Annotated in this window: 23 protein-coding genes, 1 tRNA gene and 1 other annotated feature; of the genes, 22 read left to right on the top strand and 2 right to left on the bottom strand. The window is 37.7% G+C overall.

Translation table 11 applies throughout. The annotated features are described in order from the left end of the window. Nucleotides 1-32 precede the first annotated feature (32 nt). The 6 genes from H8S17_RS04805 (at nucleotide 33) to H8S17_RS16720 (ending at nucleotide 7,906) form a co-directional block, all read left to right on the top strand. On the top strand, nucleotides 33-1,904 hold the full coding sequence (locus H8S17_RS04805) for a DUF262 domain-containing protein (RefSeq protein ID WP_186866449.1): 1,872 nt from the start codon (nucleotides 33-35) through the stop codon (nucleotides 1,902-1,904). Beyond that, a complete protein-coding gene (locus H8S17_RS04800) occupies nucleotides 1,892-2,044 on the top strand; it encodes a hypothetical protein (RefSeq protein ID WP_186866448.1) in 153 nt (50 codons plus the stop codon). The genes H8S17_RS04805 and H8S17_RS04800 overlap by 13 nt, the downstream gene beginning before the upstream one ends. 57 nt (nucleotides 2,045-2,101) lie before the next feature. Beyond that, entirely contained in the window at nucleotides 2,102-4,129 is a 2,028-nt protein-coding gene (locus H8S17_RS04795; protein WP_186866447.1) for an AAA family ATPase, read from the top strand. Next, the gene (locus H8S17_RS04790) at nucleotides 4,129-4,632 is read left to right on the top strand and encodes a hypothetical protein (protein ID WP_186866446.1); all 504 of its coding nucleotides are present in this window, start codon (nucleotides 4,129-4,131) and stop codon (nucleotides 4,630-4,632) included. The genes H8S17_RS04795 and H8S17_RS04790 overlap by 1 nt, the downstream gene beginning before the upstream one ends. A gap of 634 nt (nucleotides 4,633-5,266) precedes the next feature. Then, nucleotides 5,267-7,489, top strand: coding sequence for a Piwi domain-containing protein (locus tag H8S17_RS04785; RefSeq protein WP_186866445.1), 2,223 nt, complete (start codon nucleotides 5,267-5,269; stop codon nucleotides 7,487-7,489). A 288-nt stretch (nucleotides 7,490-7,777) separates the two neighbouring features. Next, nucleotides 7,778-7,906, top strand: coding sequence for a hypothetical protein (locus tag H8S17_RS16720; protein ID WP_279287800.1), 129 nt, complete (start codon nucleotides 7,778-7,780; stop codon nucleotides 7,904-7,906). Nucleotides 7,907-8,082: 176 nt separating this feature from the next. Here H8S17_RS16720 and H8S17_RS04775 read toward each other — a convergent pair whose 3' ends face one another. Further along, entirely contained in the window at nucleotides 8,083-8,916 is an 834-nt protein-coding gene (locus H8S17_RS04775) for an AraC family transcriptional regulator (RefSeq protein WP_186866444.1), read from the bottom strand. A gap of 198 nt (nucleotides 8,917-9,114) precedes the next feature. Here H8S17_RS04775 and gnpA point away from each other — a divergent pair, with 198 nt between their 5' ends. The 15 genes from gnpA to H8S17_RS16715 all read left to right on the top strand — a co-directional run bounded on the left by gnpA (nucleotide 9,115) and on the right by H8S17_RS16715 (nucleotide 23,852). Further along, nucleotides 9,115-11,274 carry a 1,3-beta-galactosyl-N-acetylhexosamine phosphorylase gene (gene gnpA / locus H8S17_RS04770; protein WP_186866443.1) on the top strand — a complete coding sequence of 720 codons (2,160 nt, stop codon included), beginning with the start codon at nucleotides 9,115-9,117 and terminating at the stop codon, nucleotides 11,272-11,274. A 268-nt stretch (nucleotides 11,275-11,542) separates the two neighbouring features. Then, a complete protein-coding gene (locus H8S17_RS04765; RefSeq protein ID WP_186866442.1) occupies nucleotides 11,543-11,734 on the top strand; it encodes a hypothetical protein in 192 nt (63 codons plus the stop codon). Between the two features lie 94 nt (nucleotides 11,735-11,828). After that, nucleotides 11,829-12,365 (top strand): 2-C-methyl-D-erythritol 2,4-cyclodiphosphate synthase, encoded by a 537-nt coding sequence (ispF, locus tag H8S17_RS04760; protein WP_186866441.1) that lies wholly within the window; start codon nucleotides 11,829-11,831, stop codon nucleotides 12,363-12,365. A gap of 67 nt (nucleotides 12,366-12,432) precedes the next feature. Then, nucleotides 12,433-12,644 (top strand) — a binding site (T-box leader). Between the two features lie 91 nt (nucleotides 12,645-12,735). After that, nucleotides 12,736-13,407 carry a serine O-acetyltransferase EpsC gene (gene epsC, locus H8S17_RS04755; RefSeq protein WP_178051720.1) on the top strand — a complete coding sequence of 224 codons (672 nt, stop codon included), beginning with the start codon at nucleotides 12,736-12,738 and terminating at the stop codon, nucleotides 13,405-13,407. A 5-nt stretch (nucleotides 13,408-13,412) separates the two neighbouring features. Further along, nucleotides 13,413-14,819, top strand: coding sequence for a cysteine--tRNA ligase (gene cysS, locus H8S17_RS04750; protein ID WP_186866440.1), 1,407 nt, complete (start codon nucleotides 13,413-13,415; stop codon nucleotides 14,817-14,819). Beyond that, nucleotides 14,804-15,238, top strand: coding sequence for a Mini-ribonuclease 3 (locus H8S17_RS04745; protein WP_186866439.1), 435 nt, complete (start codon nucleotides 14,804-14,806; stop codon nucleotides 15,236-15,238). Before cysS ends, H8S17_RS04745 begins: the two co-directional genes overlap by 16 nt. 105 nt (nucleotides 15,239-15,343) lie before the next feature. Next, entirely contained in the window at nucleotides 15,344-16,081 is a 738-nt protein-coding gene (rlmB, locus tag H8S17_RS04740) for a 23S rRNA (guanosine(2251)-2'-O)-methyltransferase RlmB (RefSeq protein WP_178051331.1), read from the top strand. Nucleotides 16,082-16,085: 4 nt separating this feature from the next. After that, complete coding sequence (locus H8S17_RS04735) at nucleotides 16,086-16,673, top strand: sigma-70 family RNA polymerase sigma factor (protein ID WP_186866438.1); 588 nt, start codon at nucleotides 16,086-16,088, stop codon at nucleotides 16,671-16,673. Between the two features lie 78 nt (nucleotides 16,674-16,751). Further along, nucleotides 16,752-16,836: transfer RNA gene (locus H8S17_RS04730), tRNA-Leu, on the top strand. A 209-nt stretch (nucleotides 16,837-17,045) separates the two neighbouring features. Beyond that, nucleotides 17,046-19,133, top strand: coding sequence for a methyl-accepting chemotaxis protein (locus tag H8S17_RS04725; protein WP_186866437.1), 2,088 nt, complete (start codon nucleotides 17,046-17,048; stop codon nucleotides 19,131-19,133). A 365-nt stretch (nucleotides 19,134-19,498) separates the two neighbouring features. Continuing rightward, nucleotides 19,499-20,455: a TAXI family TRAP transporter solute-binding subunit gene (locus H8S17_RS04720; RefSeq protein ID WP_330595621.1), complete on the top strand. Its 957-nt coding sequence runs from the start codon at nucleotides 19,499-19,501 to the stop codon at nucleotides 20,453-20,455. 25 nt (nucleotides 20,456-20,480) lie between these two features. Then, entirely contained in the window at nucleotides 20,481-21,668 is a 1,188-nt protein-coding gene (gene gltS, locus H8S17_RS04715; protein ID WP_186866436.1) for a sodium/glutamate symporter, read from the top strand. 37 nt (nucleotides 21,669-21,705) lie between these two features. Beyond that, on the top strand, nucleotides 21,706-21,885 hold the full coding sequence (locus H8S17_RS04710) for a hypothetical protein (RefSeq protein ID WP_178051327.1): 180 nt from the start codon (nucleotides 21,706-21,708) through the stop codon (nucleotides 21,883-21,885). A gap of 146 nt (nucleotides 21,886-22,031) precedes the next feature. After that, nucleotides 22,032-23,636 carry a phosphoenolpyruvate carboxykinase (ATP) gene (gene pckA, locus H8S17_RS04705; RefSeq protein WP_186866435.1) on the top strand — a complete coding sequence of 535 codons (1,605 nt, stop codon included), beginning with the start codon at nucleotides 22,032-22,034 and terminating at the stop codon, nucleotides 23,634-23,636. Between the two features lie 93 nt (nucleotides 23,637-23,729). Next, a complete protein-coding gene (locus H8S17_RS16715; RefSeq protein ID WP_279287798.1) occupies nucleotides 23,730-23,852 on the top strand; it encodes a hypothetical protein in 123 nt (40 codons plus the stop codon). Between the two features lie 122 nt (nucleotides 23,853-23,974). On the opposite strand, the gene H8S17_RS04700 is transcribed toward H8S17_RS16715, so the two are convergent. After that, complete coding sequence (locus tag H8S17_RS04700; protein ID WP_186866434.1) at nucleotides 23,975-24,340, bottom strand: hypothetical protein; 366 nt, start codon at nucleotides 24,338-24,340, stop codon at nucleotides 23,975-23,977. Between the two features lie 235 nt (nucleotides 24,341-24,575). On the opposite strand from H8S17_RS04700, the gene H8S17_RS04695 reads away from it, so the two are divergent. Further along, the gene (locus H8S17_RS04695; protein ID WP_186866433.1) at nucleotides 24,576-26,288 is read left to right on the top strand and encodes a sensor domain-containing protein; all 1,713 of its coding nucleotides are present in this window, start codon (nucleotides 24,576-24,578) and stop codon (nucleotides 26,286-26,288) included. Nucleotides 26,289-26,306: the final 18 nt, after the last annotated feature.

The raw sequence follows: 26,306 nt of genomic DNA, 5'->3' as shown, positions 1-26,306 counted from the left end.
AAATTTAATTATATAGAAAGGTTGGAAAAGTTATGGAAGCAAAAGAAGCATCATTAAAAGACATTATTGAGAGAGAACCACATCGATTAGAAGTACCATATTTTCAGAGGAAATATGTATGGCAAGAGGAACATTGGGAAGAATTACTGGAATCAGTTGAACATTTTCAAGATGAAAAAGTTTTTTGGGGGTCTATTATTATCAAATTAGCATCAGAAAAAGATAAAAATTTAGGTTTTAGTAAAGGATATATTATTGATGGACAACAGAGGTTGACAACGATTGCACTTTTGACAAAAGCAATCTATGATTCATTGGATCAAGATGAAATGAAAGATAGATTTAAACAAATAATGGAAAATGATATTTTCTTTAAGCCATATGCTTCGGCTCCTAAAAATGAGTATCAAATAATCATTAAACATTCGAGGGTTGATAAAAGAGAATTTGAGAAAATTGTGACAACAGGAATATATGATAATGAGAAAGTAACACTTTCTGATGAAGATTGTGGACAGATAGGTAGATGTTATCAATATTTTAGAAAATATTTAGATCAGAAAAGTGAATCAGAACTTGCAAAGTTAATGGATAATTTATATTGCGATGAAAAAGTATTTGTTTTAATAAGTTTAAATGAAAAAGATGTAAATGAACAGGCAATTTTTGATTCTATTAATCGTGCAGGACAGCATTTATCAACTGCGGATATAATCAAAAATAATTTGTTTAAAAAATTAGCTGCGTTAAATAATAATGAGGATGAAATTGGAAAACTGTGTGATAAATATTGGGATAATATTTTCTGGAGTGATGAAATTTGGGATGAGCAACGGAGATTTGGAAATTTGTCGAAATCTCATTTAGATTTTTTATTATATTGCATTGCATGTATAAAGTGGAGCGATGAATCTATTCAAGAATTAAATGATAATAAAAAATTAGAAATGATATATGAAAAAAGAACAGAAAATTATAACTATCAGGAATTAGAAGAATTAGTACATCAAATAGCAGAAATGGCATTGATTTATCAAAAATATATATGTCAATTTTCTGAAGATTTAGAAGAACAAACCTTTGATAAAAATTCAGATGTAACAAGATTATTGCTAATTATGGAAAAATGTCAAATTCAAATGTTCTATGCATATGTTTTAAAACGTTTGTGGGAAAATAAAAGTTTTTTTGATATTGACAGAAAACAGGTTGATTGTAATTTAGAAGATGAAGATTTAAGGGCAGATGCAAGAGCATTAGAAACTTATATTATGCGAAGAAAGATATGCAGTGCCAGTACATCAGCTTATTCAAAAAAATGTATAGAAATTTTGAAAAAGGGAATTAAAAGTTTATTTGCTGAATATCGAAATGACAAAGAATTAGAAAATCAGGAAAATAAAAAAATTGCGGAAAAAATAAAAACACTTAAATCGGAAGTTGCAAAAATCGTTCTATTTTGTTTGGAATTAGAAAAATGGGATAGTAGGGATGATGTTGGTAGTTTTTCATATACATATCAACTAGAACATATTATGCCGGTAAAGTGGAATCAATATTGGAAACTGCCAAGTGAAATTTCAGCAGATGAAAGGGATCAGGGAGTTAAAGAAATAGGAAATATGATTTTACTTAGTCAATCATTAAATAAACACATTAAGAACAGAGAGTTTGATGTAAAAATTAATGGGGAACAAATTACTGGAAAAAGCAAAAAAGAGGGTTATAAAGATAAGACACAGTTAAAAATGACTAAAAAAATTGTAGATACATATAACGCTGGGGATAAAGTGTGGGATGAAACACATATAAAAAATCGAACAGATAAAATTAGAAAAGAGATTATTGAACATTGGAATATACATGATTTATTAGACAGGGAGGAACCACCATGCCAGAACTAACAGAAGAAACCATGCGAAAGATCATATTTGAAATCTTACACAAAGAACGGAAAAACCTAAGAAGCAAGGCAAAAACCGATCAGCGGATGGCAGAAGAAATTGGAAAGACCATTATAGATTATTCAACAATGAGATTTTAACGGTGTAAGTGACAGAAAATAAAATTGTTTATATAACAAAGAATTGGGAGAATACATATGAGATTTAAGAGTTTGGAAATGTCTAATTTTATGCGTTATAAAGGAAATAACCGCATTGAATTTAGTTGTGATGATAAGAAAAATGTTACGATCATTTTAGGTGACAATACAGCTGGAAAAACGACGATTGCACAGGCATTCCGTTGGTGTTTGTATGGGGCACTTCTTACGGAACGCGGCAAAAAGCAGGAAGATTATCAGCTTTTAAATAATGATATATTAGCAAAAATGGATGCGAATAGCAGGGCAAGTGTTTTTATAGAGATCATAGCAGAAGATGACAGACATGTTTATCAGATTCGCAGAGAAGTACAGTATACAAGGCTTTACCCTAAGATGATTGCAAAAGAATTTTATAAGAAGGTAGCATTATATCAGTCAGAGAAGGATGATCCAGATATAAAACTTGAGATTCAAGGAGATTCAGAGATCAATGAACTGATCAACGAATTATTTCCAAGAAATCTTTCCCACTATTTTTTATTTGACGGAGAGCGTTGGAGTGATGCAACTGTAGATGGAGTAAAAGAAAATATCAAAGATTCTGTACATATTTTAACAGGATTATCTGCATATCAGGCAGCCATGAAACATTTAAAAGATATGGGCGGAAATTCTGTCATACGAAAATTTAATGATAAGATCAAAGGCAGCGGAAATATTTATGATAATCTGGCAGAAGATCGAAAGCAGATGGAGAGAAAGATTGAAAAATGTGAAGAAAGCGTAGAAACGGCAAAAATCAATATTACGCACTATGAAACTAAATGTCAGGAAATTGAAAACTATTTAGAAGAAAATAAAAATACAGAAATATTACAGAATAAGTATAAACAATGTCAAGTGGTCAGACGTACACAGGAAGAACGTAAGAATAGTGAATATAGAGCCTTAGTGCAGAGATTTAGTGAAAAAGCATTTATGATATTTGCAGAACCGATGATAGAAGCTTCTTTGAAAATGGTAAAATCCGTAGCAGGAGAGAGGCGGGATATACCACATATGCATCAGGCGAGTATTGACCATATCATTAAAAGTGGGAAGTGTATTTGTGGGCACAGCATACTACCGGATTCTACAGAATATCAGAATTTAATGGAACAGAGAAATTATCTTCCACCGGCAGATATTGGTTCTTTATTAGGTGAATTTGAACATATCGGGAGAAACTGGAAAAACACTACATCAGATACATTTGATGATATGAGAGAAAGTGCGCAGAGGGTAGATGATTGTTTAAGAGCTTATGAGGAAACCTGTAATCAGCTATCATCGATCGAAACACAGATGAATGAACAGATTGATTTTAAAGAAAAGAAGAATCAATTACAACATTATCGCAATGAAATGAAAAGACATTGCAACGAAAAAGGAGAATTAGAAGGTCGGATTGAATCTTATCGCAAACGTATTGCTACGATTGAAACGGATATGCGTAAACAGGAGGCACAGAGCGAAGAAAACAAAAAATGGCGTATGAGAGTAGAAATGGCAGAGCAGGTTTATGCACGTATGAAAAAAGATTTTAAAGAACGTGAAAGAGAAATCTTTACGGAATTAAATCAGCAGATACAGAACAATTTTGAGCGTATGTTTAATGCAAAAGATAAGAAGATACAGTTGACAGAACAATATAATATTCAAATGCTTTATAAGACAGAAATCGGAGGCTATCGAGAGGAAAAGAATTTGTCAGAGGGTGAAAAGATTGCCCGAAATTTTGCATTTATAGTAACAATTATGGAATACAGCAGGAAGAAAAAAGCTCAAAAGCTAATGTCAGATGAGATTGAAAATGATACATTACCGATTGTATTAGATGGACCTTTTTCAAAATTAGGAGATGAGAATATCCGTTTGATTGCAAAAGTACTGCCGGAAGTATCAGAACAGGTCATTATCTTTATGCTTCGCAAAGACTGGGCATATACGGGATTGGATGAGTATGTTGGAGCATCTTATTCGATCGACAAAGATGCAGATAAGTCTTATGCATCCATTCGCAGAACAGGGGGAATTTTATAATGGAAAACTATGAATTTTTTAAGAGAGAATTTGAGTTTCGTGGCAAACATGCACGTATGGCAGAAGAATTATGGATTTTAAATGATTATGAACATACTTATTTTAAGCGGTTGATAGACCTGTATGTATTAGCAGCAGTGGTAGGATTTCGTATGAACAGAAAAGCAGAACCGGATCTGTCGCCATTTACACCAAAGAGTATTTTCCCTGAACAGATGTTAAAAGAAAAAGCCAACTTAGATTTTATCATGCAGATGATGCTCATGTTAGATGATACAGAATCCATTACAGATGAGGAAAGAGTAAAAAAAGCATTTCGTGGGGCATCGACAAAAGAAGAATTTGACCAGATGCAGGAAATGTTTAACTCTTATGTCAGAGGTGGAGTAGAAGAATTATATGAGCGGCTGATCGTGCGGACACCAGATGCAGACGATGATTATTATGACGAAAAAACTGCAAATATTATGGAACTGTTTGAGCGTTTTGCGTGTCAGAATTAAAAAATGCGTATTGAAAATTTTTGAAAAAATAGTTGTAATAAGGTCGAAGAAGATAGCAGATTTCATAAAGCAGCTTTATGAGTATTATTATTTGAAAAAAATGAAATAAAAAAATGCAAAAAATATATCTCCTGAATGGTTATCAAGTTTTGACCAGCAACTAACGAAAACAGAAGATATAAGAGTGGAGATGCATAAAGCAGTTCTAAACTGATTTAAGTTTAGCAGAGAAGGGTAATGCCTGGCAAGAGGAAAATGCAAATTTATACGCATTTTTTTCGTAGAGAAGTTAGTGTGATCATCTAATGTGGATAACTTTCCTGAATTTATAAGAAATGTGAAAAACTATGAATTTTCCAAATTGGTAGGCTGTAAAATAAATTTACCTTTCAAAGCTTGGAAAAGCATGTTTCAGTAGTAGGATTACGCTTTTTGTGTTATATTAATTGGTGTGTGGTTATTAGTTCCACACAGATAAAAGCAGCTGTTAAAGTTAATACAGAACGACTTTACTTTACATATGTTGTTTTTTTGTGCTAATTTCTACACTGGTCACATTAGTACGACTGGTGATATCGTAAAATTCAGTTATCATGGAAATATTATATACAAGCATATATAGTTGGAGGTTCAAATGGAAAAGGATTTACGTATGGAAGTGTTTTCTTCTAAAGATATTGTCAGAGAAACGTGCTTACATGTATATCAGTTACATACACAGAAGATTGATAACGCATTTTCCATTATAAGGGGTGCTGCATGGAAGCTTAGGAATTATTATCATGTAGGGGTATTTGAGGATGGAAAGAGGATTTATACTACTGAAAAAATTGAAGGAAACGTTCCAAATGCTGATTTTAGCATTGAATATGAAGGACTTCAAGAATTACCAGTACTAAGTCATAGAAAGATTTATTGTGAGTTGATTAAATATTTGATCACACAGAATTTGTCGAAAGTAATGATATTTGATAAGTATAGGAAATATTCATGCAAGAGTAATATTACAAGCAAATGGCTTATGACCAACCAAGGGTTTCAGACATTTACGTCAGAGAATAAAGAAATAAGCATTGAAAGAAAATATAATTTTTGGGTTGAAATATTAGATAATGGAAAGGCATATCTTAGACTCGATACTGGAAGTGTGTTTACTTCTAATCTTACAGTAAATGATTATTTAATAAGAGGTGTTGATCCTACCGGGATGGAAGTGAAAAATGATTGGGCAAAAAACAATCAGACAGGTATATTAACCGAAATTTGTGATTTTACAGTTACAGATAAACTAGATTTTGCTGATAACCTTAAGGCATATTATATTGAGCGTAAAGAAGGGTATAGGGTTGAAAAAATTCCTGATGATACAACAGTGGTGAAAGTGGAATTGCAACCTGGTAAATCATATCCATACTATCCTCAGGCTTTGAAACCTGTACTTACAAGAGAAAAAGTGGGAGAGATAGATCCTTTGTTTTCGCTTCGGATAGACTCGTACGTTAAAAGAGATATGCAAACAAGATTGGAATTAGATATAGATTTTATAAGAGACATAGGTGCTCTTTCTGATTTAGCTAATTTGGAGTTTAATACAGAAACATGCACAGTTGAAGAAATGGAATATACAAAAGGAAAGGTTCCATTACCTAAATTAATTTGTGGTAAGGATAAAGTCATTGAATGTGGCAAGGAATTTCAGGTGTTTAATTATGGATTTTATCGAAAGACAGATAGAAAAATAAGGATTGGCTACATTTACCCTAAGAATACTTTTGAAGAAATGAAGGCAATTGTCAATGAAATTTATTCATTTGCAACGCTCGGTAAGTATCATGGGGAAAGAGATAAATACATAATAGAAGGATTACTTGATATTCAGGCAGAGCCAATGATTAGAGAAGAATACGAAATTGGAGATTTAACGGATTATAAGAGAGCTGCCAATAGATTGCAGAAGGTGGAGGGGATAGACATAGTGATTGCACTTATTCCAGACGGTGTTGATGAGGATGGACCATATAATCCATTTAAGACAATATGGGCAAAAGCAAATATTCCATCGCAGATGATAAGCATGAAAACAGCCGAATTATTTGCAAGAGGAAAAGCAGAAGGCAATAAATCAAAGTATTATCTTCAGAATATTATCCTTGGAATTCTTGGAAAAACTGGAGGTGTTCCATGGATTGTAAAAGATATGCCCGGAAATGTAGATTGTTTTGTTGGTCTTGACGTTGCGACAGTTGCAAAAGGGATTCATTATCCGGCATGTTCAGTAGTTTTCGATAAGTATGGCAGGCTGCTTGGGTTCTATAAACCTACGACTCCACAGCAAGGAGAAAAAATAACAACAAGAATATTGCAGGATATATTTGATCAGGTTATTTTTTCTTATGAAGACAAATTCGGAGAGAGGCCAAAGAATGTGGTTATCCATAGAGATGGGTTCAGTAATGAAAATGATGATTGGTACAAGAATTATTTTGGGGCGAAGGGAATCGAGTATACTATTATTGAAGTCAGAAAGAATATTAGTTCAAAACTTATATTATTGCAGGATGATAAAGTTACCAATCCTCCAATGGGATACTGTGTTTATAACAATAATAGGGGTTATTTGATTACCACAGATATGAAAAATAAAAAAGGTTCACCTAATCCGATATTAATTGAAAAGAAATGCGGTGATATTTCCATGGCACATATTCTTACACAGATTCTATATTTGTCGCAGTTACATGTGGGTTCAACACATAAAATGAGGTTGCCAATTACAACTGGATATGCAGATAAAATATGTAAAAATAGAGATTTTGTGCCAGAAGGAAAAGTGGATGATAGGCTATTTTTTTTATGAAATCATACGTTCTATAAAATGTTTTCCGTAAGTTGTATTGAAAATTATTAGGTAAGTCGTAAAGTAGTAAACACCGATATATGGCTTCGATATGTAAAATGTGAAAATGCTTAATTAGCATGAAAAATTTCGAGAAAACACGATTATTTTGTAGAAATTATGATGATATGTGACATCACCTGTCCAGTGTATGGAAATCACGTTGTGTTCAAAACCTTATAATGAATATATGCACCTTATGGTGTAAATTCATTACAAGGTCAATCATGGATCACTGCTTATGTCCATATGTACGAATCCTTTGGCGGTGTTGCCAGAATTCTCGTACCGGATAACTGCAAGACAGCAGTTGTTCACAATGGTGGATGGAAAGACCAGCAGATCAATGAAACCTATCAGGAAATGGCCAAGCACTAGGGCACAGCTATCGTATGATCAGCTTGGAGCAATCATTGACCGCATTGCCCATGACAGCTATCAGATCAACATCACAAGCATTGATGCTGAGCATGGCAGATTCCTGAAGCACATAAAGTTCCGTTTTCCGGTGTGTTTTGGAGACAGGGAGACACAGAAAGATTGTAAAATATGATTCACCCCTGCTGTTTTCGAAACTGTTGTGGAGTCATGCCGGTTTCTTTCCGGAAAGCCTGTGAAAAATAGGACTGGGAAGAAAAACCGGTGCTTTCAGCAATCTGCAGGATAGAATGGTCTGTATTGATTAAAAGTTCTTTTCCTGCCTGTATTCTGCGGGATAAAAGATAATGGATCGGCGATTTTCCAATACATTCAGAAAAAGAGTGTGCTAAATAATATTTATTGGTATGTGTCATTTCTGCAAGCGTATCCAAGGTGATATTTTTGCTGTAATTAGCATCCATATAGCGTTTTGCAGCAGCACACTCTTTGGAGATCCGCATACCTTCATCTGAGATTAGAGATATATGCTGTTCCCGAAAAATATAAATAAACAGGATCTGTAAGATATTCCGGCAAACCAGATCAAAATCCGGTTTCTTTTCTAAAAATTCCTGCATCATCAGACGTGCAAACTGGATCAGATGGTTCTGTACAGAAGAATAGCTGTAATGTCCATAGTTTAAAGGAGCATCTTCTGCATGTTTCTTTGGAAAAGAAAATGCCATTCCATCGACTCCGAATACAATATATTCCATCGGAGCGGAAATCTTTGCTTTTTCGGTATGTTCAATATTCGGATTGATCAAAATCAGGTCATTTGGACGTACCGGAATGGTATCTCCGTCTATAAAAAATTCACCTTTCCCACTGATAATATAAAAAAATTCTGAAAAAGGATGCGTATGAGGCAGAGAAGGCCAGTCCCCCTCATATTTTGAAAATGATATGGAACGCAGATGAAAATCAGGTGTTTTAGTCTTTTGAAAAAAAATACTTTCGCTGCTCATACGCGGCTCCTTTCGCAATGGATATTCTCTGTTTAGTATAACATAAATTTTTTAAAATGAAAATTTTACTGTATCAATTTATAATCGCAAGATTTATAAAAAAGATAACAAAAATAAAATTGCAGACATGGCATGTGCCCGATATACTAAACATAAAGTAACGGTTTCGTATTTTGTATAAACAAGGAGGAGCATACGATGGAACAAAGGGGAAGATTAACATTACCGACAGATGCAGATATGGTAGAAGAAACACTCCGTTTAAAGGAACTTTTAGGAGCAGATGCATTGCGTGACTGCGATGGCACGACTATGCCGGATGAATTACTGTCTGCGGATGCTAAAAAATATGCAACTTATTATACAACAAGAAAAGATAATGAATGGGCAAAGGCTAATCCAGAGGAGATCCAGCAGGAATATCTGATCAGTGACCGTATCACAGCACGCAGTAATACGCTTCGGATTCGTCTGATGAAGGGATTTCATACAGAACAGTTAAAAGTCAATGAGATTGATGATCCAAAGCGCTGGTGGGAAGTGATCGACCGCACGACAGGAGAGGTTGTACCAACAGATCAGTGGGAATATGATAAAACGACCGGAGAAGTAGAGATACACACGATACCATATCATCAGTATACCGTAAGTTTTTTAGCATTTCTGATCTGGGATCCGGTGCATATGTACAACTTTATTACAAATGACTGGAAAGATGCGCCGCATCAGCTTACGTTTGATGTGCGCCAGCCAAAGACGCAGAAACATGTCAAAGAAAAATTAAAACAGTGGTGTATCGAACATCCCGATATTGATGTTGTGCGTTTTACTACTTTTTTCCATCAATTTACACTGACATTTGATGAGCAGAAACGGGAAAAGTATGTTGAGTGGTTTGGCTATAGTGCGAGTGTCAGCCCATATATTTTAGAAAAATTTGAAAAATGGGTGGGTTATAAGTTTAGACCAGAGTTTATCGTCGATCAGGGTTATCATAATTCCATGTTTCGTGTACCAAGTAAGGAATTTAAAGATTTTATAGAATTTCAGATGATCGAGGTCAGCAAGCTGGCAAAAGAAATGGTGGATATTGTACATTCCTATGGAAAAGAAGCCATGATGTTTTTGGGAGATCACTGGATCGGAACAGAACCGTATGGAAAATATTTTGCAAATATTGGTCTAGATGCAGTGGTAGGTTCAGTTGGAGATGGTGTGACCATGCGTATGATCTCTGATATCAAAGGTGTAAAATACACAGAAGGAAGATTACTACCATATTTCTTCCCAGATGTATTCTGTGAAGGCGGTGATCCGATCGGGGAAGCAGAGGAGAACTGGCTGAAAGCGAGAAGGGCTATCTTGCGTTCTCCATTAGACCGTATCGGATATGGTGGATATTTAAAACTGGCATCAGAATGGGATGGATTTATTGATACGATACAGCATGTAGTTGGAGAGTTCCGGCAGATCCATGAAAATATGCAGGGTAGCAGTGCTTATATGGCACCGTTTAAAGTTGCAGTATTAAACTGTTGGGGAAATTTAAGAAGATGGATGGCAAATCAGGTACATCATGCGATCTGGCATCGGGAAATCTATTCTTATGTGGGTGTTTTAGAGTGTCTTAGCGGTATGCCGATCGATGTAGAATTTATTACATTTGAGGATATTAAAAATGGCATCTTAGACAATGGTGAGATCAAAGTGATCATCAATTCAGGAGATGCCGGTACAGCATTTAGCGGGGATAAAAACTGGATCGATGAAAAAGTAGTCACAACGATCCGCAGATTTGTGGATAATGGTGGTGGATTTATCGGTGTCGGTGAACCGAGTGCCTATCAGTTTGAAGGACGTTATTTCCAGCTTAGCGATGTGCTTGGTGTAGATCGGGAAATGAATTTCTCTTTAAGCACAGATAAATACAATGAGATGGATCCAGAGCATTTTATTTTAGAAGATATTGATGGAGAAGTCGATTTTGGTGAAGGTATGAGCCGCATCTATGCACAAGGGGAAAATTACCAGATCTTATGCATGGATGGTGAATACAGCCAGTTAGTTGTAAATACCTATGGAAAGGGACACAGTGTGTATTTTGCAGGACTTCCATATTCTCCGCAGAACTGCAGGATTTTACTTCGTGCGATCTATTATGCAGCAGGCATGGAAGATGAAATGAAAAAATTCTATGTGACAAATGTGGATACAGAGCTTGCGGTATTTGAAAAGACGAAAAAGATCGCTGTGATCAATAATGCGAAAGAAGCAAGAGAAACCGATCTCTACGTGCATGGCAAGAAGGTTATGCATTTGGATTTAGAGCCTATGGAGATGCGCTGGGTAGAGTATTGAGTTTGAGAAAAACGGTTGCCTCTGTTTTTTATCTATGTTAAACTTAATGCAAGCAGAAAGTCGAAATCATATTTTATATGGGATGGCAATGCCATCCCATTATCTCTTTATCTGCAACTTTTTAGTACTTGATAGTTGCAGTGATCTTATAGTTTAAAAACTTCACTGCTTAGATTCCATAAACAAGTGAATAGCAGGGAGGTTTGAGTAGGTATCTGCATAGTATGTGTAAAAGAATCGGAAAAACTGATGGAAAAACTAGGAATTCATGGATATTTTAAATGAGATCAATAGCGAGGAGACAACAATCTTATTAGTAACACACGATGCAAAAGTGGCAGCAAAGGCAGATAAAGTGATCTATTCAGAGGATGGAACTATCAGGAAAATCTGTAGACTTGCAAAGCACAAAGATTCTTGTATAATTGTAAATGTATCATTGCAAAATGTAATGATATGAGGGGAAAATATTTGCTCCTCATTCGTAAGTAGTCATTATAAAGTACAAAATAATTGCAGTAACATATATAACAGTTACAGAAACAGGAGAACCCATGCGAGTAGGAATAGGATATGATGTACACAAATTAGTAGAAAATAGAAAACTCATCTTAGGAGGCGTTGAGATCCCTCATACATTAGGATTATTAGGACATTCGGATGCAGATGTCTTACTTCATGCCATCATGGATGCATTACTAGGAGCAGCCGCATTAGGCGATATTGGAAAACATTTTCCGGATACTGATGAGCAGTATAAGGGAATTTCGAGTATCCGTCTGTTAGAACATGTCAGAGATCTGATTGAAAAAGAAGGTTATCTGATTGAAAATATTGATGCAACTGTGATCGCACAGAAACCGAAACTCCGTCCATACATTGACAAAATGCAGGAAAATATTGCAAATGCTTTAAAAATTGAAAAAAATCAGGTCAATGTCAAGGCAACAACAGAAGAACGGTTAGGATTTACCGGCAGGGAGGAAGGAATTTCTTCACAGGCAATCTGTGCATTGAGCAGTCTGTATGAAAATAGCGTGATGGTGTCTGACAGTACAGGCGGCTGTTGTGGTGGGTGCCAGAGAGGATAGGTAAAAAAGTATTATGACAAAAACAGTTGACAAATAACAATTTCCTGCATAAACTATAAAAGGATTGAAAAAGGCATAGAACGGAAAAAGTAGAAAGTCCGCTGTAGTAAAGAGAAAAACTGTCATCGGCTGTGAGCAGTTTTACACAAGATTTTTGAAGTGCGTCCGGGAGCTGATCTGGTGAAGAAAGTAGCTGGATACGGATCATGCACGTTACGCATATCGAGTGAAAGCATAAGCTTTTAATAGAGTGGAACCGCGGATAACTTCGCCTCTAAACAGAGGTGGAGTTTTTTATTTTATAGAATAAAATGCTCCGCAAGGATATGTTCTTTTGTGCCTTTTTAAATGAAAGAAAGAAGTGAAAAAAATGGGTATTATCAAGCATATCAAAGAGGAAATTGAAGTAATACAGGAAAGAGATCCTGCGATCAAGTCACCGATCGAAGTGTTGTTATATCCGACATTCCGCGTGATGTTAAGTTACCGGAGAGCACATAAGCTGTATCTGAAAGGACATTTTTTCTGGGCAAGATATATATCCCAGCGTGCAGCAAGAAAAACCGGTATTGAGATACATCCGGGAGCAATCATTGGTAAAGGATTTTTTATCGACCATGGAAGTGGAGTAATCATCGGAGAAACGACGATCATCGGGGATAATGTAACTTTGTATCAGGGAGTGACTTTAGGCGGAACCGGTAAAGAAACAGGAAAGCGGCATCCGACGCTGTGTGATAATGTCATGGTCAGTGCAGGTGCAAAAATCATAGGTTCTTTTACGATCGGGGAAAATTCCAAGATTGGTGCAGGCAGCGTTGTTTTAGAAGAAGTCCCGCCAAACTGTACCGTTGTCGGTGTTCCGGGACGTATCGTAAAACGTGATAATAAGAAAGTACCAAGAAGTGATATGGACCAGATACATCTTCCGGATCCGGTAAAAGAGGATATTACAGCATTACAGCATGAAAATTCTGCTTTGTGCAACCGCATATTAGATTTAGAAAAACAGCTGAAAGAGTTAGAAAAAGAAAGGACTTAAGAAGCATGAAATTATACAATACTTTAACAAAACAAAAAGAAGAATTTGTTCCTTTAGAAGAAGGAAAAGTAAAAATGTATGTCTGCGGCCCTACCGTATATAATTATATCCATATCGGAAATGCAAGACCGATGATCGTATTTGATACAGTAAGACGCTATATGGAATATAAAGGATATGATGTAAATTATGTGTCAAATTTTACAGATGTAGATGATAAGATCATTAAAAAAGCGATTGAAGAAGGAACATCTGCTGAAGAAGTGTCAAAACGTTTCATTACAGAATGTAAAAAAGATATGGCAGATATGAATGTCAAACCGGCAACCACACATCCGCTTGCAACACAGGAAATTGACGGCATGATCGATATGATCTCTAAGCTGATCGAAAAAGGTTATGCATATGCAGCAGAAGATGGAACCGTATATTACAGAACACGTAAATTTAAAGATTACGGAAAATTGTCCCATAAAAATATCGATGATCTTCAGGCAGGTCACAGAGATATCAAAGTGACCGGTGAGTTAAAAGAAGATGCACTCGATTTTGTATTATGGAAGCCGAAAAAAGAAGGAGAACCTTACTGGAAATCTCCATGGTGTGACGGTCGTCCGGGCTGGCATATCGAGTGTTCTGTTATGTCAAAGAAATATCTTGGCGATGAAATTGATATCCATGCAGGTGGAGAAGATTTGATTTTCCCACACCACGAAAATGAGATTGCCCAGAGTGAGGCAGCAAATGGAGTTGAATTTTCAAAATACTGGATGCACAATGCCTTTTTAAATATTGATAATAAGAAAATGTCAAAATCCCTTGGTAATTTCTTTACTGTTCGTGAAATCGGAGAAAAATATGATCTTCAGGTACTGCGCTTTTTCATGTTAAGTGCACATTACAGAAGTCCATTGAATTTCAGTGCAGATCTGATGGAAGCTGCAAAAAATGGTTTGGAAAGGATTGTTACTGCGGCAGAAAATATCAGACATTTAAGAGAAAATGCAAAAGCAGCAGATCTTACAGAGGAAGAAAAAACTCTGTTAGCGGACAGCAAGGCATTTACAGAAAAATTTGAAACTGCCATGGATGATGATTTTAATACGGCAGATGCGATTTCAGCAGTATTTGAACTTGTAAAATTTATCAATACCCATGTTTCAGCAGACAGCAGCGAGGCATTTTTAACAGCTTTATATGACCAGATGAAGTCACTTTGTGATGTGCTTGGAATCATCATTGAAAAAGAAGAAGAAATGTTAGATGCCGAGATCGAAGCGTTGATCGAAGAACGTCAGGCTGCAAGAAAAGAAAAAAATTTCCAAAGAGCAGATGAGATTCGTGATATTCTTTTAGAGAAAGGGATCATTCTAAAAGATACCAGAGAAGGAGTACAATGGAAAAGGGCATAGATGCATATATCAGAGAACAGTTTGACATCAAAGAGGTGGATATCCGGACATATTCACCTCTGACACTTGCCTATATCGGAGATGGGATATTTGATCTTGTGATCCGTTCCATCGTTGTCGGACGGGGCAATACCAGAGCCAATGAACTGCATCACCGGACAAGCCATATTGTAAAGGCACATACGCAGGCAGAGATGGCAGAAAAGCTGTTACCGGTTTTAACAGAAACAGAAAATGATATTTACAGGCGCGGAAGAAATGCAAAATCTCCAACCATGGCAAAAAATGCAACCATGTCAGATTATAGAAAAGCGACCGGATTTGAAGCTCTGATGGGATATTTATATCTGACAGACCAGTTTGAGAGGATTGTTTTTTTAGTAAAAGAAGGACTTGTTGCAATCGGAGAAACATGCTGATCTTTTGCATGTAAAAACATGATTTTTGTGTTTGCAGACAGGGAATTATTGGAAGTATGTGAAATTGTTCTATAGAACATAAAAGGATAGAATGGGAGAATCCATATGAATTACGAAGAATTAAAAATAGAAGGAAGAAATGCTGTGTTAGAGGCATTCCGTTCCGGCAAGACGATCGATAAGCTGTTTGTCTTAGACGGATGCAAAGACGGGCCGGTACAGACAATCTTAAGAGAGGCAAAAAAGCATGATACCATTGTGAATTTTGTTGCAAAAGAACGCTTAGACCAGCTTTCAGAAACGAAAAAGCATCAGGGCGTGATCGCAATGGCAGCAGCTTATACATATGCAACAGTAGAAGATATTTTACAAAATGCAAAAGATAAAGGAGAAGCACCATTTATCATATTATTAGATAATATTGAAGATCCACATAATTTAGGAGCAATCATCCGTACGGCAAATCTTGCCGGAGCACATGGCGTGATCATTCCAAAGAGAAGGGCTGTAGGGCTGACAGGAACAGTTGCCAAGACTTCTGCCGGTGCGATCAACTATACTCCGGTTGCAAAAGTGACAAATCTGACTAATACGATCAAGGAATTAAAGGAAGAAGGATTGTGGTTTGTCTGTGCAGATATGGGTGGTACGACCATGTACGATCTGGATCTGAAAGGGCCGATAGGCCTTGTCATTGGAAGTGAAGGCGAAGGAGTATCTAAGCTGGTAAAAGAAAATTGTGATTTTGTCGCATCCATACCGATGAAGGGAGATATTGATTCCTTAAATGCTTCTGTAGCAGCAGGCGTATTAGCATATGAAATCTTACGGCAGAGAGGATAATGGAATGGAAGATTATGCAGGTCGCACAGATGAAGAACTGATTGCAGAGTTGAGGGACAATAGAGATGAGATCATTGACTACCTGTTAGAAAAATATAAATCATTAGTCAGAAAACATGCAAATGCGTTGTATCTGATCGGTGGAGATACCGATGATCTGATCCAGGAAGGTATGATCGGATTGTTTAAAGCAATCCGGGAATACCAGCCGGGGCATGAGGCATCGTTTTATCATTTTGCAGATCTTTGTATTGCAAGACAGATGTATACAGCAGTAGAAGCATCCAACCGAAAAAAACATGCACCTCTAAATTCATATATTTCGTTATACGATGATCCCGATGCAGACGGTGTGACATTAGCGGATATTCTGCCTGCAGATGCAGACGAGAATCCTGAGCATCTTCTGATCGGAAAAGAGAATATCGAACAGAAATTAGAAATGCTGTCAAAGAAACTGAGTAAAATGGAAAAGCAGGTCTTTGATCATATGTTAGAGGGATTGAATTACCGGCAGATCGCAGAGAGAATGGGAAAATCTCCAAAAGCTATTGATAATGCGATCCAGAGGATGCGTGGAAAAATTATGTAAAAAAATAAAAATTAAGTATTGACAGATCATAAATGATTTGATACTATATACAAGTCGTCGGTGATAACCGAATGATTTGCGGAAGTGTCGGAACTGGCAGACGAGCAAGACTAAGGATCTTGTAAGCATTGCGCTTGTGTGGGTTCAAGTCCCATCTTCCGCATTATTAAAAGTTTCAGGTTTTTCCTGAGGCTTTTTTATTTTGTCCAGTTGAAGTTTAACAGTAACGATAAGTCTGAATAAATAAAATAATGTCGGAATTTCGTATTTTCAACTTTAGATTTTTGTGATATTCTGAATATAGTCGTAATGTACTCTTGGTATTTTTTAATGAAGAATTTCGAAAGTACATGATATGAGGAGGAATATGCAATGATATATGATGAAAATGCTTTCAAAGAGAAAGCAAACCGAAAAGCACGTAAGATATGGATTGTTTTTGCGGTTTTATTGAGTGCCAATTATGGAACCGATACTGCAAACAGCCTATATCCGACCAGTTCTTATATCATTTTTCTGTTATTGTGCTGGCTGCCGCTGATTTCAGGAGAAATTTTATTACGTGTGAAAGGCTGGGCAACAGAGCTTTACAGGTATGATCTGGTCATTGGTTATGGGATTTTTTATACTTTTGTCATATGTACGACAGATTCGCCGATCGCATTTACTTATATTTTGCCGGTAACGAGCCTTCTGGTATTGTATAAGAACCGGCGGTTTATGATCAACTGTGGGATTGCAAATGTGATAGTTATCGTGGGAGCTGCAGTTTACCGGTATATGTCAGGGTTTAACAGTGCAGCAGATATGAAGAATTATCAATTACAGTTATCCTGTATTATTCTCTGCTATATCTGTTATGTCATGTCTATCCGTCATTTAAATGAATCAGACGGTGCTATGACTGACAGTATTAAAGATGATCTTCACAGGGTGGTCACGACAGTGGAGCAGGTAAAGACTTCGAGTAATACGATCTTAGATGGTATTACTGTTGTAAGAGAACTTGCATCTGAGAATAAACATGGATCAGATATTGTTATGCTCGGAATGGGTGAATTGAACGGAAATAACGTCCGGCTACAGGACCGTACAACGTCATCTACACAGATGACTTCTGATATCCGTGCACAGGTAGAAAATGTCGTTGATCTTATCGGAGAGATGGTCACGCTGGTCAAAAAGTCCGAAACACATGCAAGCGAGAGTGCACAGGATTTAGACAGCCTTGTAAATACTGCAGCTACAATGTCAGAACTTTCCTCAGATCTCGAACAGGTTTTACAGGATTTTGAACAGGAATTTGATATGGTAAAACAGGAAACCGGAACAATCGAGAAGATCACGAACCAGACGAACATGTTAGCCTTAAATGCTTCGATCGAGGCTGCGAGAGCCGGAGAAGCCGGAAAAGGCTTTGATGTTGTTGCAAATCAGATCCGCACATTAAGTACGGAAACACATGATTCCTCCGATCAGATACGTGAAGCACTTTCCCGTCTGGATACAACGTCTGAAAAGATGATGACAACTATTGAGGAAACATTACGATTGATTCAGGTCACACTAGAAAAAGTTACGCAGACTGGAGAAAACGTCAATCAGATCACTTCCGATTCGGAACAGCTTGGCAGACATATTCAGGTGGTTGACCATGCGATCAAGGAAGTGGAAAATTCAAATACACAGCTGGTATCTAATATGGAACAGGTTTCTGAAATCGTAGGTACGATCACTGAATGTATTGCACATTCCAGTCAGACAAGTGAGCGTATGCTCAGTAAATATGAGGAAACATCAAACAATATCAATACAATTGAAGGTGTCATGGAAAAAATGATGTGCGATCTTGGAATTGGTGGATTCATGGGAGTCGAAGATATCCAGCCGGGAATGAAGATAGAGATCGCATTGTCAGAACAGCCGGATAAAAAGTATTATGGTGAACTGATCCGGCAGATCCAGGATGGAATACAGATTTCCTGTCAGGACGGATTGAAAGTAAACGATGCCGTTTCCGGTATGATCCAGATCACAGCAGGAAATATTCTCTATTGCTGGGATAATGTGATATTAGAGCCAAGTCCGGCAGATGGATCAGGTATATTTAAGATATCGATCAATACAAGACCACGTATCAATAACCGTCGTAAGTATCAACGTATGGATCTAAACAACAGTTGTACCGTAGAGTTTAAAAATTCCGATAAAAAATACGAGGCAACCATGGATAATATCAGTGCGAACGGATTTGCATTTTTAGTGACAGATGAAGTTTTTGCACAGAGCAAGGGCAGGGAGATCACGATTACGATCAATGACTTTGCACTTCAAAATCATAATGTCCTTGAAGGCCGCATTATCCGCTGTTCTGACGACAATGGTTTATATATCGTAGGCTGTCAGATGCCGGAGGATGATTTCTATATTTATGATTATGTGGAGCAGAATATGCAGTAATGATGATGTGGATGTTTCTTTTGATAAGAGGAATGTCCACATTGTTTTTTTGATACTCGAACTAGATTGTGGAGGAAAGAAGGTCTCATACCTATGCAGTCTATGGTGGAATACTTTTTTCATATATCCGTTCTTGCCGTATCATCCTTTAGCGGAAGGGATTCAGTAATTTGCAGCTAGTCTGTTGCATAGACTTCAGTTGTTCTGTAATTCAGATTGCAGAGGGATCAGCCGGATTCATGGAACGCTGATCTGTTTGGATTTTACGAAATTTGTGAAGAAACAAAGAAAAACAGAGGATTTATTATATTAAAAAAATGTTTTGAAATAAAACATAAATATCACACAGAAAGGTGAAGAATAAGTTGAAAAGCAAAAAGTACATGATTTTTGGCACTATGATTCTGCTGCTCACAGGCTGCGGACTGCATCAGAAAACGATCCGTTTTGGTGCAGCCGGCATTGGTGGAATGTATGATGCATTTGCAAATGCATATGTCAGTATAGCGAACAAAGAAGAAAACGGTTTAAAATTAGAAACCAAAAATACAGCAGGATCGGCAGCAAATATCCGGCTTTTATCAGGCAGATATATTGAGCTTGGGATCGCACAGGCAGATCTTGTGGAAGAAGCTTATGGTGGAACAGGTGAATTTAAGGATGAAGCCTATCAGGGATATCAGGCAGTTGCCAATCTCTATCCAGAGGCATGTCAGATCGTTGTTTTAGCAGATTCAGATATTGAATCCACAGAAGATCTTTTAGGAAAAAGGATCAGTATCGGAGAGGCAGAGTCAGGAACAGAGCGGAATGCAAAACAGATACTTTCGGCACTTGGCATGAATAATGGGATGGTAGAAATGGTAAATTTAGATTATACCCAAGCAGCAGCAGCGCTTGCAGATGGTGAGATTGATGCATTTTTCTGTACGGCAGGGATCAAGACAAACGTGATCGAAGAACTGGCAAAAGAGAGCGGTATCCGGCTTTTAGATATCGGGGAAGACTGCAGAAACCGCCTGCTTGCGGCATATCCGTCTTATTCTGTCTATACGGTTCCGGCAGATACTTATACCGGACAGAGTGAAGATGTAGAAACCTTATGTGTACAGGCTGTGCTGCTTGCCAGTGAGAAACTTTCGGAAGATACGGTAAAACTGCTGACCGAGTTATTGTTTGTACATGAGAAGGACATCCGGTATGCGGCTTCTATCAATTTAAGTGAAAAGGAAGAAGATGCAGTAAACGGCATAACGATCCCATTCCACAAAGGTGCTGCTGCATATTATGCAGAACATGGGATAGAAGTAAAAACAGAATGATAAAAGACAACCAGAAAGGATCAATATGCAAATTCAGTTAGATATGTATCAGACATTGGCAGCTTCGGTGCTGGTGCTGATGCTTGGTGGTTATTTAAAACAAAAGATACACGTATTAGAAAAGTTCTGTATTCCGGCACCGGTGGTCGGAGGAATTTTGTTTGCGATCGGAACATGTATCTGTTACAGTACCGGAATCATGGAAATATCATTTGATGATACATTGAGGGAAGTCTGTATGGTATTTTTCTTTACTTCGGTAGGTTTTCAGGCAAATCTGAAAGTGTTAAAAAGCGGCGGCAGATCCTTAGCCGTCTTTTTGGGATTAGTCCTGCTTCTGATCGTGTCGCAGAATCTGCTTGCGATCGGAGTATCGCATCTGCTTGGGATCGATACGCTGATCGGTATGTGCACCGGCTCTATTCCGATGGTAGGCGGACATGGAACAGCAGGAGCATTTGGACCGGTACTAGAAGATCTCAATGTCAAGGGAGCAACAACAATCTGCACCGCAGCAGCCACATTTGGATTGATCGGCGGAAGTCTGATCGGCGGGCCGTTAGGAAAGCGGCTGATCGAAAAGAAAGATCTGCTTTCTACTGTTGTGCCGGAAGATGACAGCCTTTTAGTAGAAGAAGAAAAGAAGCATGAACGTCATACCAATCTGTATGCATCAGCAGTATTCCAGCTGATCCTTGCAATAGGGTTAGGTACAATCTTTTCATGGCTTTTAACAAAAACAGGAATGACATTTCCCATCTATATCGGTGCAATGATCGCAGCAGCATTATTTCGTAATATCGGGGAATATTCCGGCAAATTCGTCATTCATATGGGTGAGATCAATGACATTGGAGGAATTTCCCTGTCGTTATTCCTTGGTATGGCAATGATCACCTTAAAACTCTGGCAGTTAGCATCACTTGCTCTGCCGTTGATCGTCCTGTTGGCACTACAGGTAGTATTGATCTGTGTATTTGCGGATATCGTTGTATTTTGTGTGATGGGCAGAGATTATGATGCAGCCGTGCTTGCAGCAGGTACGTGTGGATTTGGAATGGGAGCAACACCAAATGCCATGGCAAATATGCAGGTGCTGTGTGACCGGTATGCACCTTCTGTAAAAGCATATCTGATCATTCCATTGATCGGCAGCCTGTTTGCTGATTTTATCAATAGTCTGGTGATTACATTTTTTATCAATATATTGTAAGAGGAGCGTTCTGAACAGTTACAGAGGAGGAAAAAATATGTTTGGTTTTAAAAAGAAAAAAGAAGAAGATCATGCATATGATCTGGCATATGACAATCTGGCAGTCCCGGAGATCCACACACATAAGATCCGGGGATCAGAAGAAGAAAATGACACAGATAGTGGGATTACTTATGACAGTGTAGCGATTCCTGAAATCCATATCAGAAAAAAATAATTATTTATTGTTGATTTTATGGTCGAGATATGTATAATTATAAGAGGTGAAGTTGGGAAACGGAACCGGATATGGATATCGCATTTCCTACATCTGTAGGCGATGATCAAAAACACTAAATATCAAAGAAAAGAGGTTAATGTAAGATGGCAAAAATCGATTTAAGCAAGTATGGTATTTCCGGAACAACAGAAGTAGTATACAATCCTTCTTATGATGTATTATTTGAAGAGGAAACCAAAGCAGGACTTGAAGGTTTTGAAAAAGGTCAGGAAAGTGAATTAGGTGCAGTCAACGTTATGACTGGTATCTACACAGGACGTTCCCCTAAAGACAAATTCATTGTTGTAGATGAGAACTCTAAAGATACTGTATGGTGGACATCTGATGAATATAAGAATGACAACCACCCAATGACAGAAGAAGCTTGGTCTGCTGTAAAAGAGATCGCTAAGAAAGAGCTTTCTAATAAGAGATTATTCGTAGTAGATGCATTCTGTGGTGCTAACAAAGATACACGTATGGCTATCCGTTTCATCGTAGAAGTAGCATGGCAGGCACATTTCGTTACAAATATGTTCATCAAACCTACAGAAGAAGAATTAGCTGACTTCGAGCCGGATTTCGTTGTTTACAATGCTTCTAAAGCAAAAGTTGAGAACTACAAAGAATTAGGTCTGAACTCTGAAACTTGTGTAGCATTTAATATTACAAGCCGTGAGCAGGTTATCGTAAATACATGGTACGGCGGAGAAATGAAGAAAGGTATGTTCTCTATGATGAACTACTATCTGCCATTAAAGGGCATCGCTTCTATGCACTGCTCTGCTAATACAGATAAGAACGGTGAGAACACAGCAATCTTCTTTGGTCTTTCAGGAACAGGTAAGACAACACTTTCTACAGATCCTAAGCGTCTTTTGATCGGTGATGACGAGCACGGCTGGGATGATAACGGTGTATTCAACTTTGAAGGTGGATGCTATGCAAAAGTTATCGATCTTGATAAAGAATCTGAGCCGGATATCTACAATGCGATCAGACGTGATGCTCTCCTTGAGAACGTTACATTAGATGCAGCAGGAAAGATTGATTTCAAAGATAAGAGCGTAACAGAGAATACTCGTGTATCTTATCCAATCAACCACATTGAGAACATCGTTCGCCCGATTTCTTCTGCACCAGCAGCTAAGAACGTAATCTTCTTATCAGCAGATGCATTTGGCGTACTTCCTCCAGTATCCATCTTAACACCGGAACAGACACAGTACTACTTCCTGTCTGGTTTCACAGCTAAGTTAGCAGGTACAGAGCGTGGAATCACAGAGCCTACACCTACATTCTCCGCTTGCTTCGGACAGGCATTCCTTGAACTGCATCCTACAAAATATGCAGAAGAACTTGTTAAGAAGATGGAAAAGAGTGGTGCAAAAGCATACTTAGTAAATACAGGATGGAACGGAACAGGAAAACGTATCTCTATCCGTGATACCCGTGGTATCATTGATGCGATCTTAAGCGGAGATATCTTAAAAGCTTCTACTAAGAAGATTCCAATGTTCAACTTTGAAGTTCCTACAGAACTTCCGGGAGTTGATGCTGGTATCCTTGATCCTCGTGATACTTATGCAGATGTTTCTGAATGGGAAACAAAAGCAAAAGATCTTGCTTCAAGATTCGTTAAGAACTTTGCTAAATACGAAGGAAATGATGCAGGTAAAGCATTAGTTGCAGCAGGACCGGAAGCATAATCAGAATTTACATCTGAATTAAGATATGATAAAATGGTTATAGTTAGTATTTACTAACTATAACCATTTTTTATATCAAAGGAGTGAGAGAAGATGGCATATTCATCAGAGAAATATAAGGAACCTTCCGTCAAAGAATTTACACAGGCAGCAAAAGTGTATGATTCCGGTCATGCCAGTATTTATGAAATGTGTAAGTGTGTGTCGACATGGTGATGTGCGTGTATATAAAAAACAGGAATATGCGGAGATGCTGAAGCAGGCAGGATTTAAGAAGATGACGATTCAGGCAGAAAAAAAGATGCGCTGCCATGTAACTGCCATAAAAAAATAATGTTTTAGCATCTGCCACAGTTTCTGCATGGAAAACAGCCACGGCGTTTTAATTGTGGCTGCCATTTAGAAATAGTGATCGATCCTCCTTTCTGAAAGCTGCCGGTATGGTAATGATCTGTGATCGTTAAAGTATCATCCGTCTGGCGGATCACAAGAGGATATACAGTAATCTCATCTGGATGCATACAGCTTTGATGAAGAACGGGTGCGTAAGTCTGACCGTTCATTACAACCTGCTGGTCATAAGTGATGATCTCACAGACACCATTTTCATAAGTGACCGCAGGTTTTTTATGACAAATATATGATTCTGGAAGTTTGCAGGTATTGATCGAAAACACACCTGCAATTGTTTTTATATCTGACATAATGATTTTCTGACTCCTTTTTTACTGATCACAGATTGTAGGCATTATGACAATTGCGTAGCAATGGGGCAATCCGGGAACATCAGTGAGTGGCAAAATTTGCTTTTGACACTTACTTCATATTATAACGTATCTAATTTATAAATTCAAACAATAGACCATTAGTCATATTTACGTTTGAGGTGATGTCTGCTATAATATGTCAATACGCAGAAGATTTGAAGGGAGCAGTTTGATGATAGAGCTTGATGCTACTGTAACAGCAGGATGGAATCTGTTAGAAGATCCGGCATTAAATAATCTGCCGGGTGGAATCATCATATATGAAGTAACACCAGATCAAGTGAAGATACATTATCTGAATAATAAAGCATATAAGATCCTTGGTTGTAAAACAGAAGAAATTGACCGATCAAGGGAGTTGGAATTAGCGGATTTGGTTACAGAGTGGGAATTAGAAAGAGTACAAAAAGAACTGACAACAGATATGGAGTTAGATGGCAGCTGTGTCTGCTGGTTTCAGGGAAAAGAGTGTAACGGAAGAAATCCATGGTATTCTCTTCATGCAGAACAGATGAAAACAATATCATCACGCAGACTTTATCTGGCAATACTCCTAGATGTAACCAAGAGCAAGGAAGAAGAATTAGAAGCGAAGAAATTAGCGGCAAGGTCACAATATATCTTTGAACATGATTCACTGACCGGACTGTACCGCAAAGAGATCTTTGAGAAAAAAGTAGATGCACTGTTAGCGGCAAACCCACAGAGCGATTATGCGATCGTTATGTGGGATGCAGAACATTTTAAGCTGATCAATGAATTGTTCGGTTATGAAACTGGTAATCAGCTTTTAGTGCGTGCAGCAGCCTTGATGCGCAGGTATGTAGGCAATAAAGGGGTTGCAGGACGAGTAGGTGCAGACCAGTTTATCGCCTGTATCCCATTAGAGCGGCTGGATATGCAGAAGGCCTTCCGCCGGATCAAGCGTATGATCGATGAGATGCATTTAGATTATGAGGTAAGGATATCTGCCGGGATCTATGTGATCATTGATAAAAAGGAATCGGTAGATTTGATGTGTGACAAGGCTTCTATGGCATTGTCGAGCATCAAGGGAAAATACATGGAATCCTATGCTTATTACGACAGTAAGATGATGCATAGCATGATCCATGAGCAGGAGATCAAAAATGAAATGCAGGAGGCATTAGATCAGGAGCAGTTTAAGATCTATGTGCAGCCGAAGTATGATATTGCATCCGGTGCGATCGTTGGCGGAGAGGCTTTAGTACGCTGGCAGCATCCTGGAAAGGGATTTGTCAGCCCGAATGATTTTATCCCTTATTTTGAAAAAAATGGTTTTATCAGTAGCATGGATCAGTATATCTGGAAAAATGTTGCCGAATATTTAGAAAATTGTGTAAAAGAGAGCAAACGTGTATTACCGATCTCTGTGAATGCATCGAGGATTGATTTTTACAGGGACAACCTGTATGAACATTTTACGGAACTGTTAAAAGAATATAATTTAGCGTCAAAGTATTTAGAACTTGAAGTAACGGAAAGTGCTTATACAGCAGATGAAGATGTGATCTATTCGACATTAGAGCAGCTACAGAAAGTCGGCATGACAATATTGATCGATGATTTTGGCAGCGGATATTCCTCTTTTAACATGATGAAGCAGGCACCGGTCGATGTATTGAAATTAGACATGGAATTTTTACGTGGCTTAGATGAAGGCGGACGGGGAAAGACGATCGTCAAACATATGGTACAGCTTGCACAGGATCTTATGATCCCGGTGATCGCAGAAGGTGTGGAAACGCAAGAACATGTGGAACTTTTACAGGAGATCGGCTGCGATTACGCACAGGGATATTATTATTCGAAACCTGTTCCACTAGAAGAGTATGATAAGATGGTGCAAAAAAGCAGGAAATGATAAAGTAAAAGTCAGTTT

It is taken from the genome of Roseburia zhanii (assembly GCF_014287635.1).
Lineage (GTDB): Bacteria > Bacillota > Clostridia > Lachnospirales > Lachnospiraceae > Roseburia_B > Roseburia_B zhanii.
Note: the sequence above shows the minus strand (reverse complement) of the source record. Positions and strands in the feature narration are given on the sequence as shown.

What these genes read in the sequence shown, in the direction of transcription:
- H8S17_RS04805 (WP_186866449.1), top strand. Translation starts at nt 33, where the DNA reads ATGGAAGCAAAAGAAGCATCATTAAAAGACATTATTGAGAGAGAACCA.
- H8S17_RS04800 (WP_186866448.1), top strand. Translation starts at nt 1,892, where the DNA reads ATGCCAGAACTAACAGAAGAAACCATGCGAAAGATCATATTTGAAATC.
- H8S17_RS04795 (WP_186866447.1), top strand. Translation starts at nt 2,102, where the DNA reads ATGAGATTTAAGAGTTTGGAAATGTCTAATTTTATGCGTTATAAAGGA.
- H8S17_RS04790 (WP_186866446.1), top strand. Translation starts at nt 4,129, where the DNA reads ATGGAAAACTATGAATTTTTTAAGAGAGAATTTGAGTTTCGTGGCAAA.
- H8S17_RS04785 (WP_186866445.1), top strand. Translation starts at nt 5,267, where the DNA reads ATGGAAAAGGATTTACGTATGGAAGTGTTTTCTTCTAAAGATATTGTC.
- H8S17_RS16720 (WP_279287800.1), top strand. Translation starts at nt 7,778, where the DNA reads ATGTACGAATCCTTTGGCGGTGTTGCCAGAATTCTCGTACCGGATAAC.
- H8S17_RS04775 (WP_186866444.1), bottom strand. Translation starts at nt 8,916, where the DNA reads ATGAGCAGCGAAAGTATTTTTTTTCAAAAGACTAAAACACCTGATTTT.
- gnpA (WP_186866443.1), top strand. Translation starts at nt 9,115, where the DNA reads ATGGAACAAAGGGGAAGATTAACATTACCGACAGATGCAGATATGGTA.
- H8S17_RS04765 (WP_186866442.1), top strand. Translation starts at nt 11,543, where the DNA reads ATGGATATTTTAAATGAGATCAATAGCGAGGAGACAACAATCTTATTA.
- ispF (WP_186866441.1), top strand. Translation starts at nt 11,829, where the DNA reads ATGCGAGTAGGAATAGGATATGATGTACACAAATTAGTAGAAAATAGA.
- epsC (WP_178051720.1), top strand. Translation starts at nt 12,736, where the DNA reads ATGGGTATTATCAAGCATATCAAAGAGGAAATTGAAGTAATACAGGAA.
- cysS (WP_186866440.1), top strand. Translation starts at nt 13,413, where the DNA reads ATGAAATTATACAATACTTTAACAAAACAAAAAGAAGAATTTGTTCCT.
- H8S17_RS04745 (WP_186866439.1), top strand. Translation starts at nt 14,804, where the DNA reads ATGGAAAAGGGCATAGATGCATATATCAGAGAACAGTTTGACATCAAA.
- rlmB (WP_178051331.1), top strand. Translation starts at nt 15,344, where the DNA reads ATGAATTACGAAGAATTAAAAATAGAAGGAAGAAATGCTGTGTTAGAG.
- H8S17_RS04735 (WP_186866438.1), top strand. Translation starts at nt 16,086, where the DNA reads ATGGAAGATTATGCAGGTCGCACAGATGAAGAACTGATTGCAGAGTTG.
- H8S17_RS04725 (WP_186866437.1), top strand. Translation starts at nt 17,046, where the DNA reads ATGATATATGATGAAAATGCTTTCAAAGAGAAAGCAAACCGAAAAGCA.
- gltS (WP_186866436.1), top strand. Translation starts at nt 20,481, where the DNA reads ATGCAAATTCAGTTAGATATGTATCAGACATTGGCAGCTTCGGTGCTG.
- H8S17_RS04710 (WP_178051327.1), top strand. Translation starts at nt 21,706, where the DNA reads ATGTTTGGTTTTAAAAAGAAAAAAGAAGAAGATCATGCATATGATCTG.
- pckA (WP_186866435.1), top strand. Translation starts at nt 22,032, where the DNA reads ATGGCAAAAATCGATTTAAGCAAGTATGGTATTTCCGGAACAACAGAA.
- H8S17_RS16715 (WP_279287798.1), top strand. Translation starts at nt 23,730, where the DNA reads ATGGCATATTCATCAGAGAAATATAAGGAACCTTCCGTCAAAGAATTT.
- H8S17_RS04700 (WP_186866434.1), bottom strand. Translation starts at nt 24,340, where the DNA reads ATGTCAGATATAAAAACAATTGCAGGTGTGTTTTCGATCAATACCTGC.
- H8S17_RS04695 (WP_186866433.1), top strand. Translation starts at nt 24,576, where the DNA reads ATGATAGAGCTTGATGCTACTGTAACAGCAGGATGGAATCTGTTAGAA.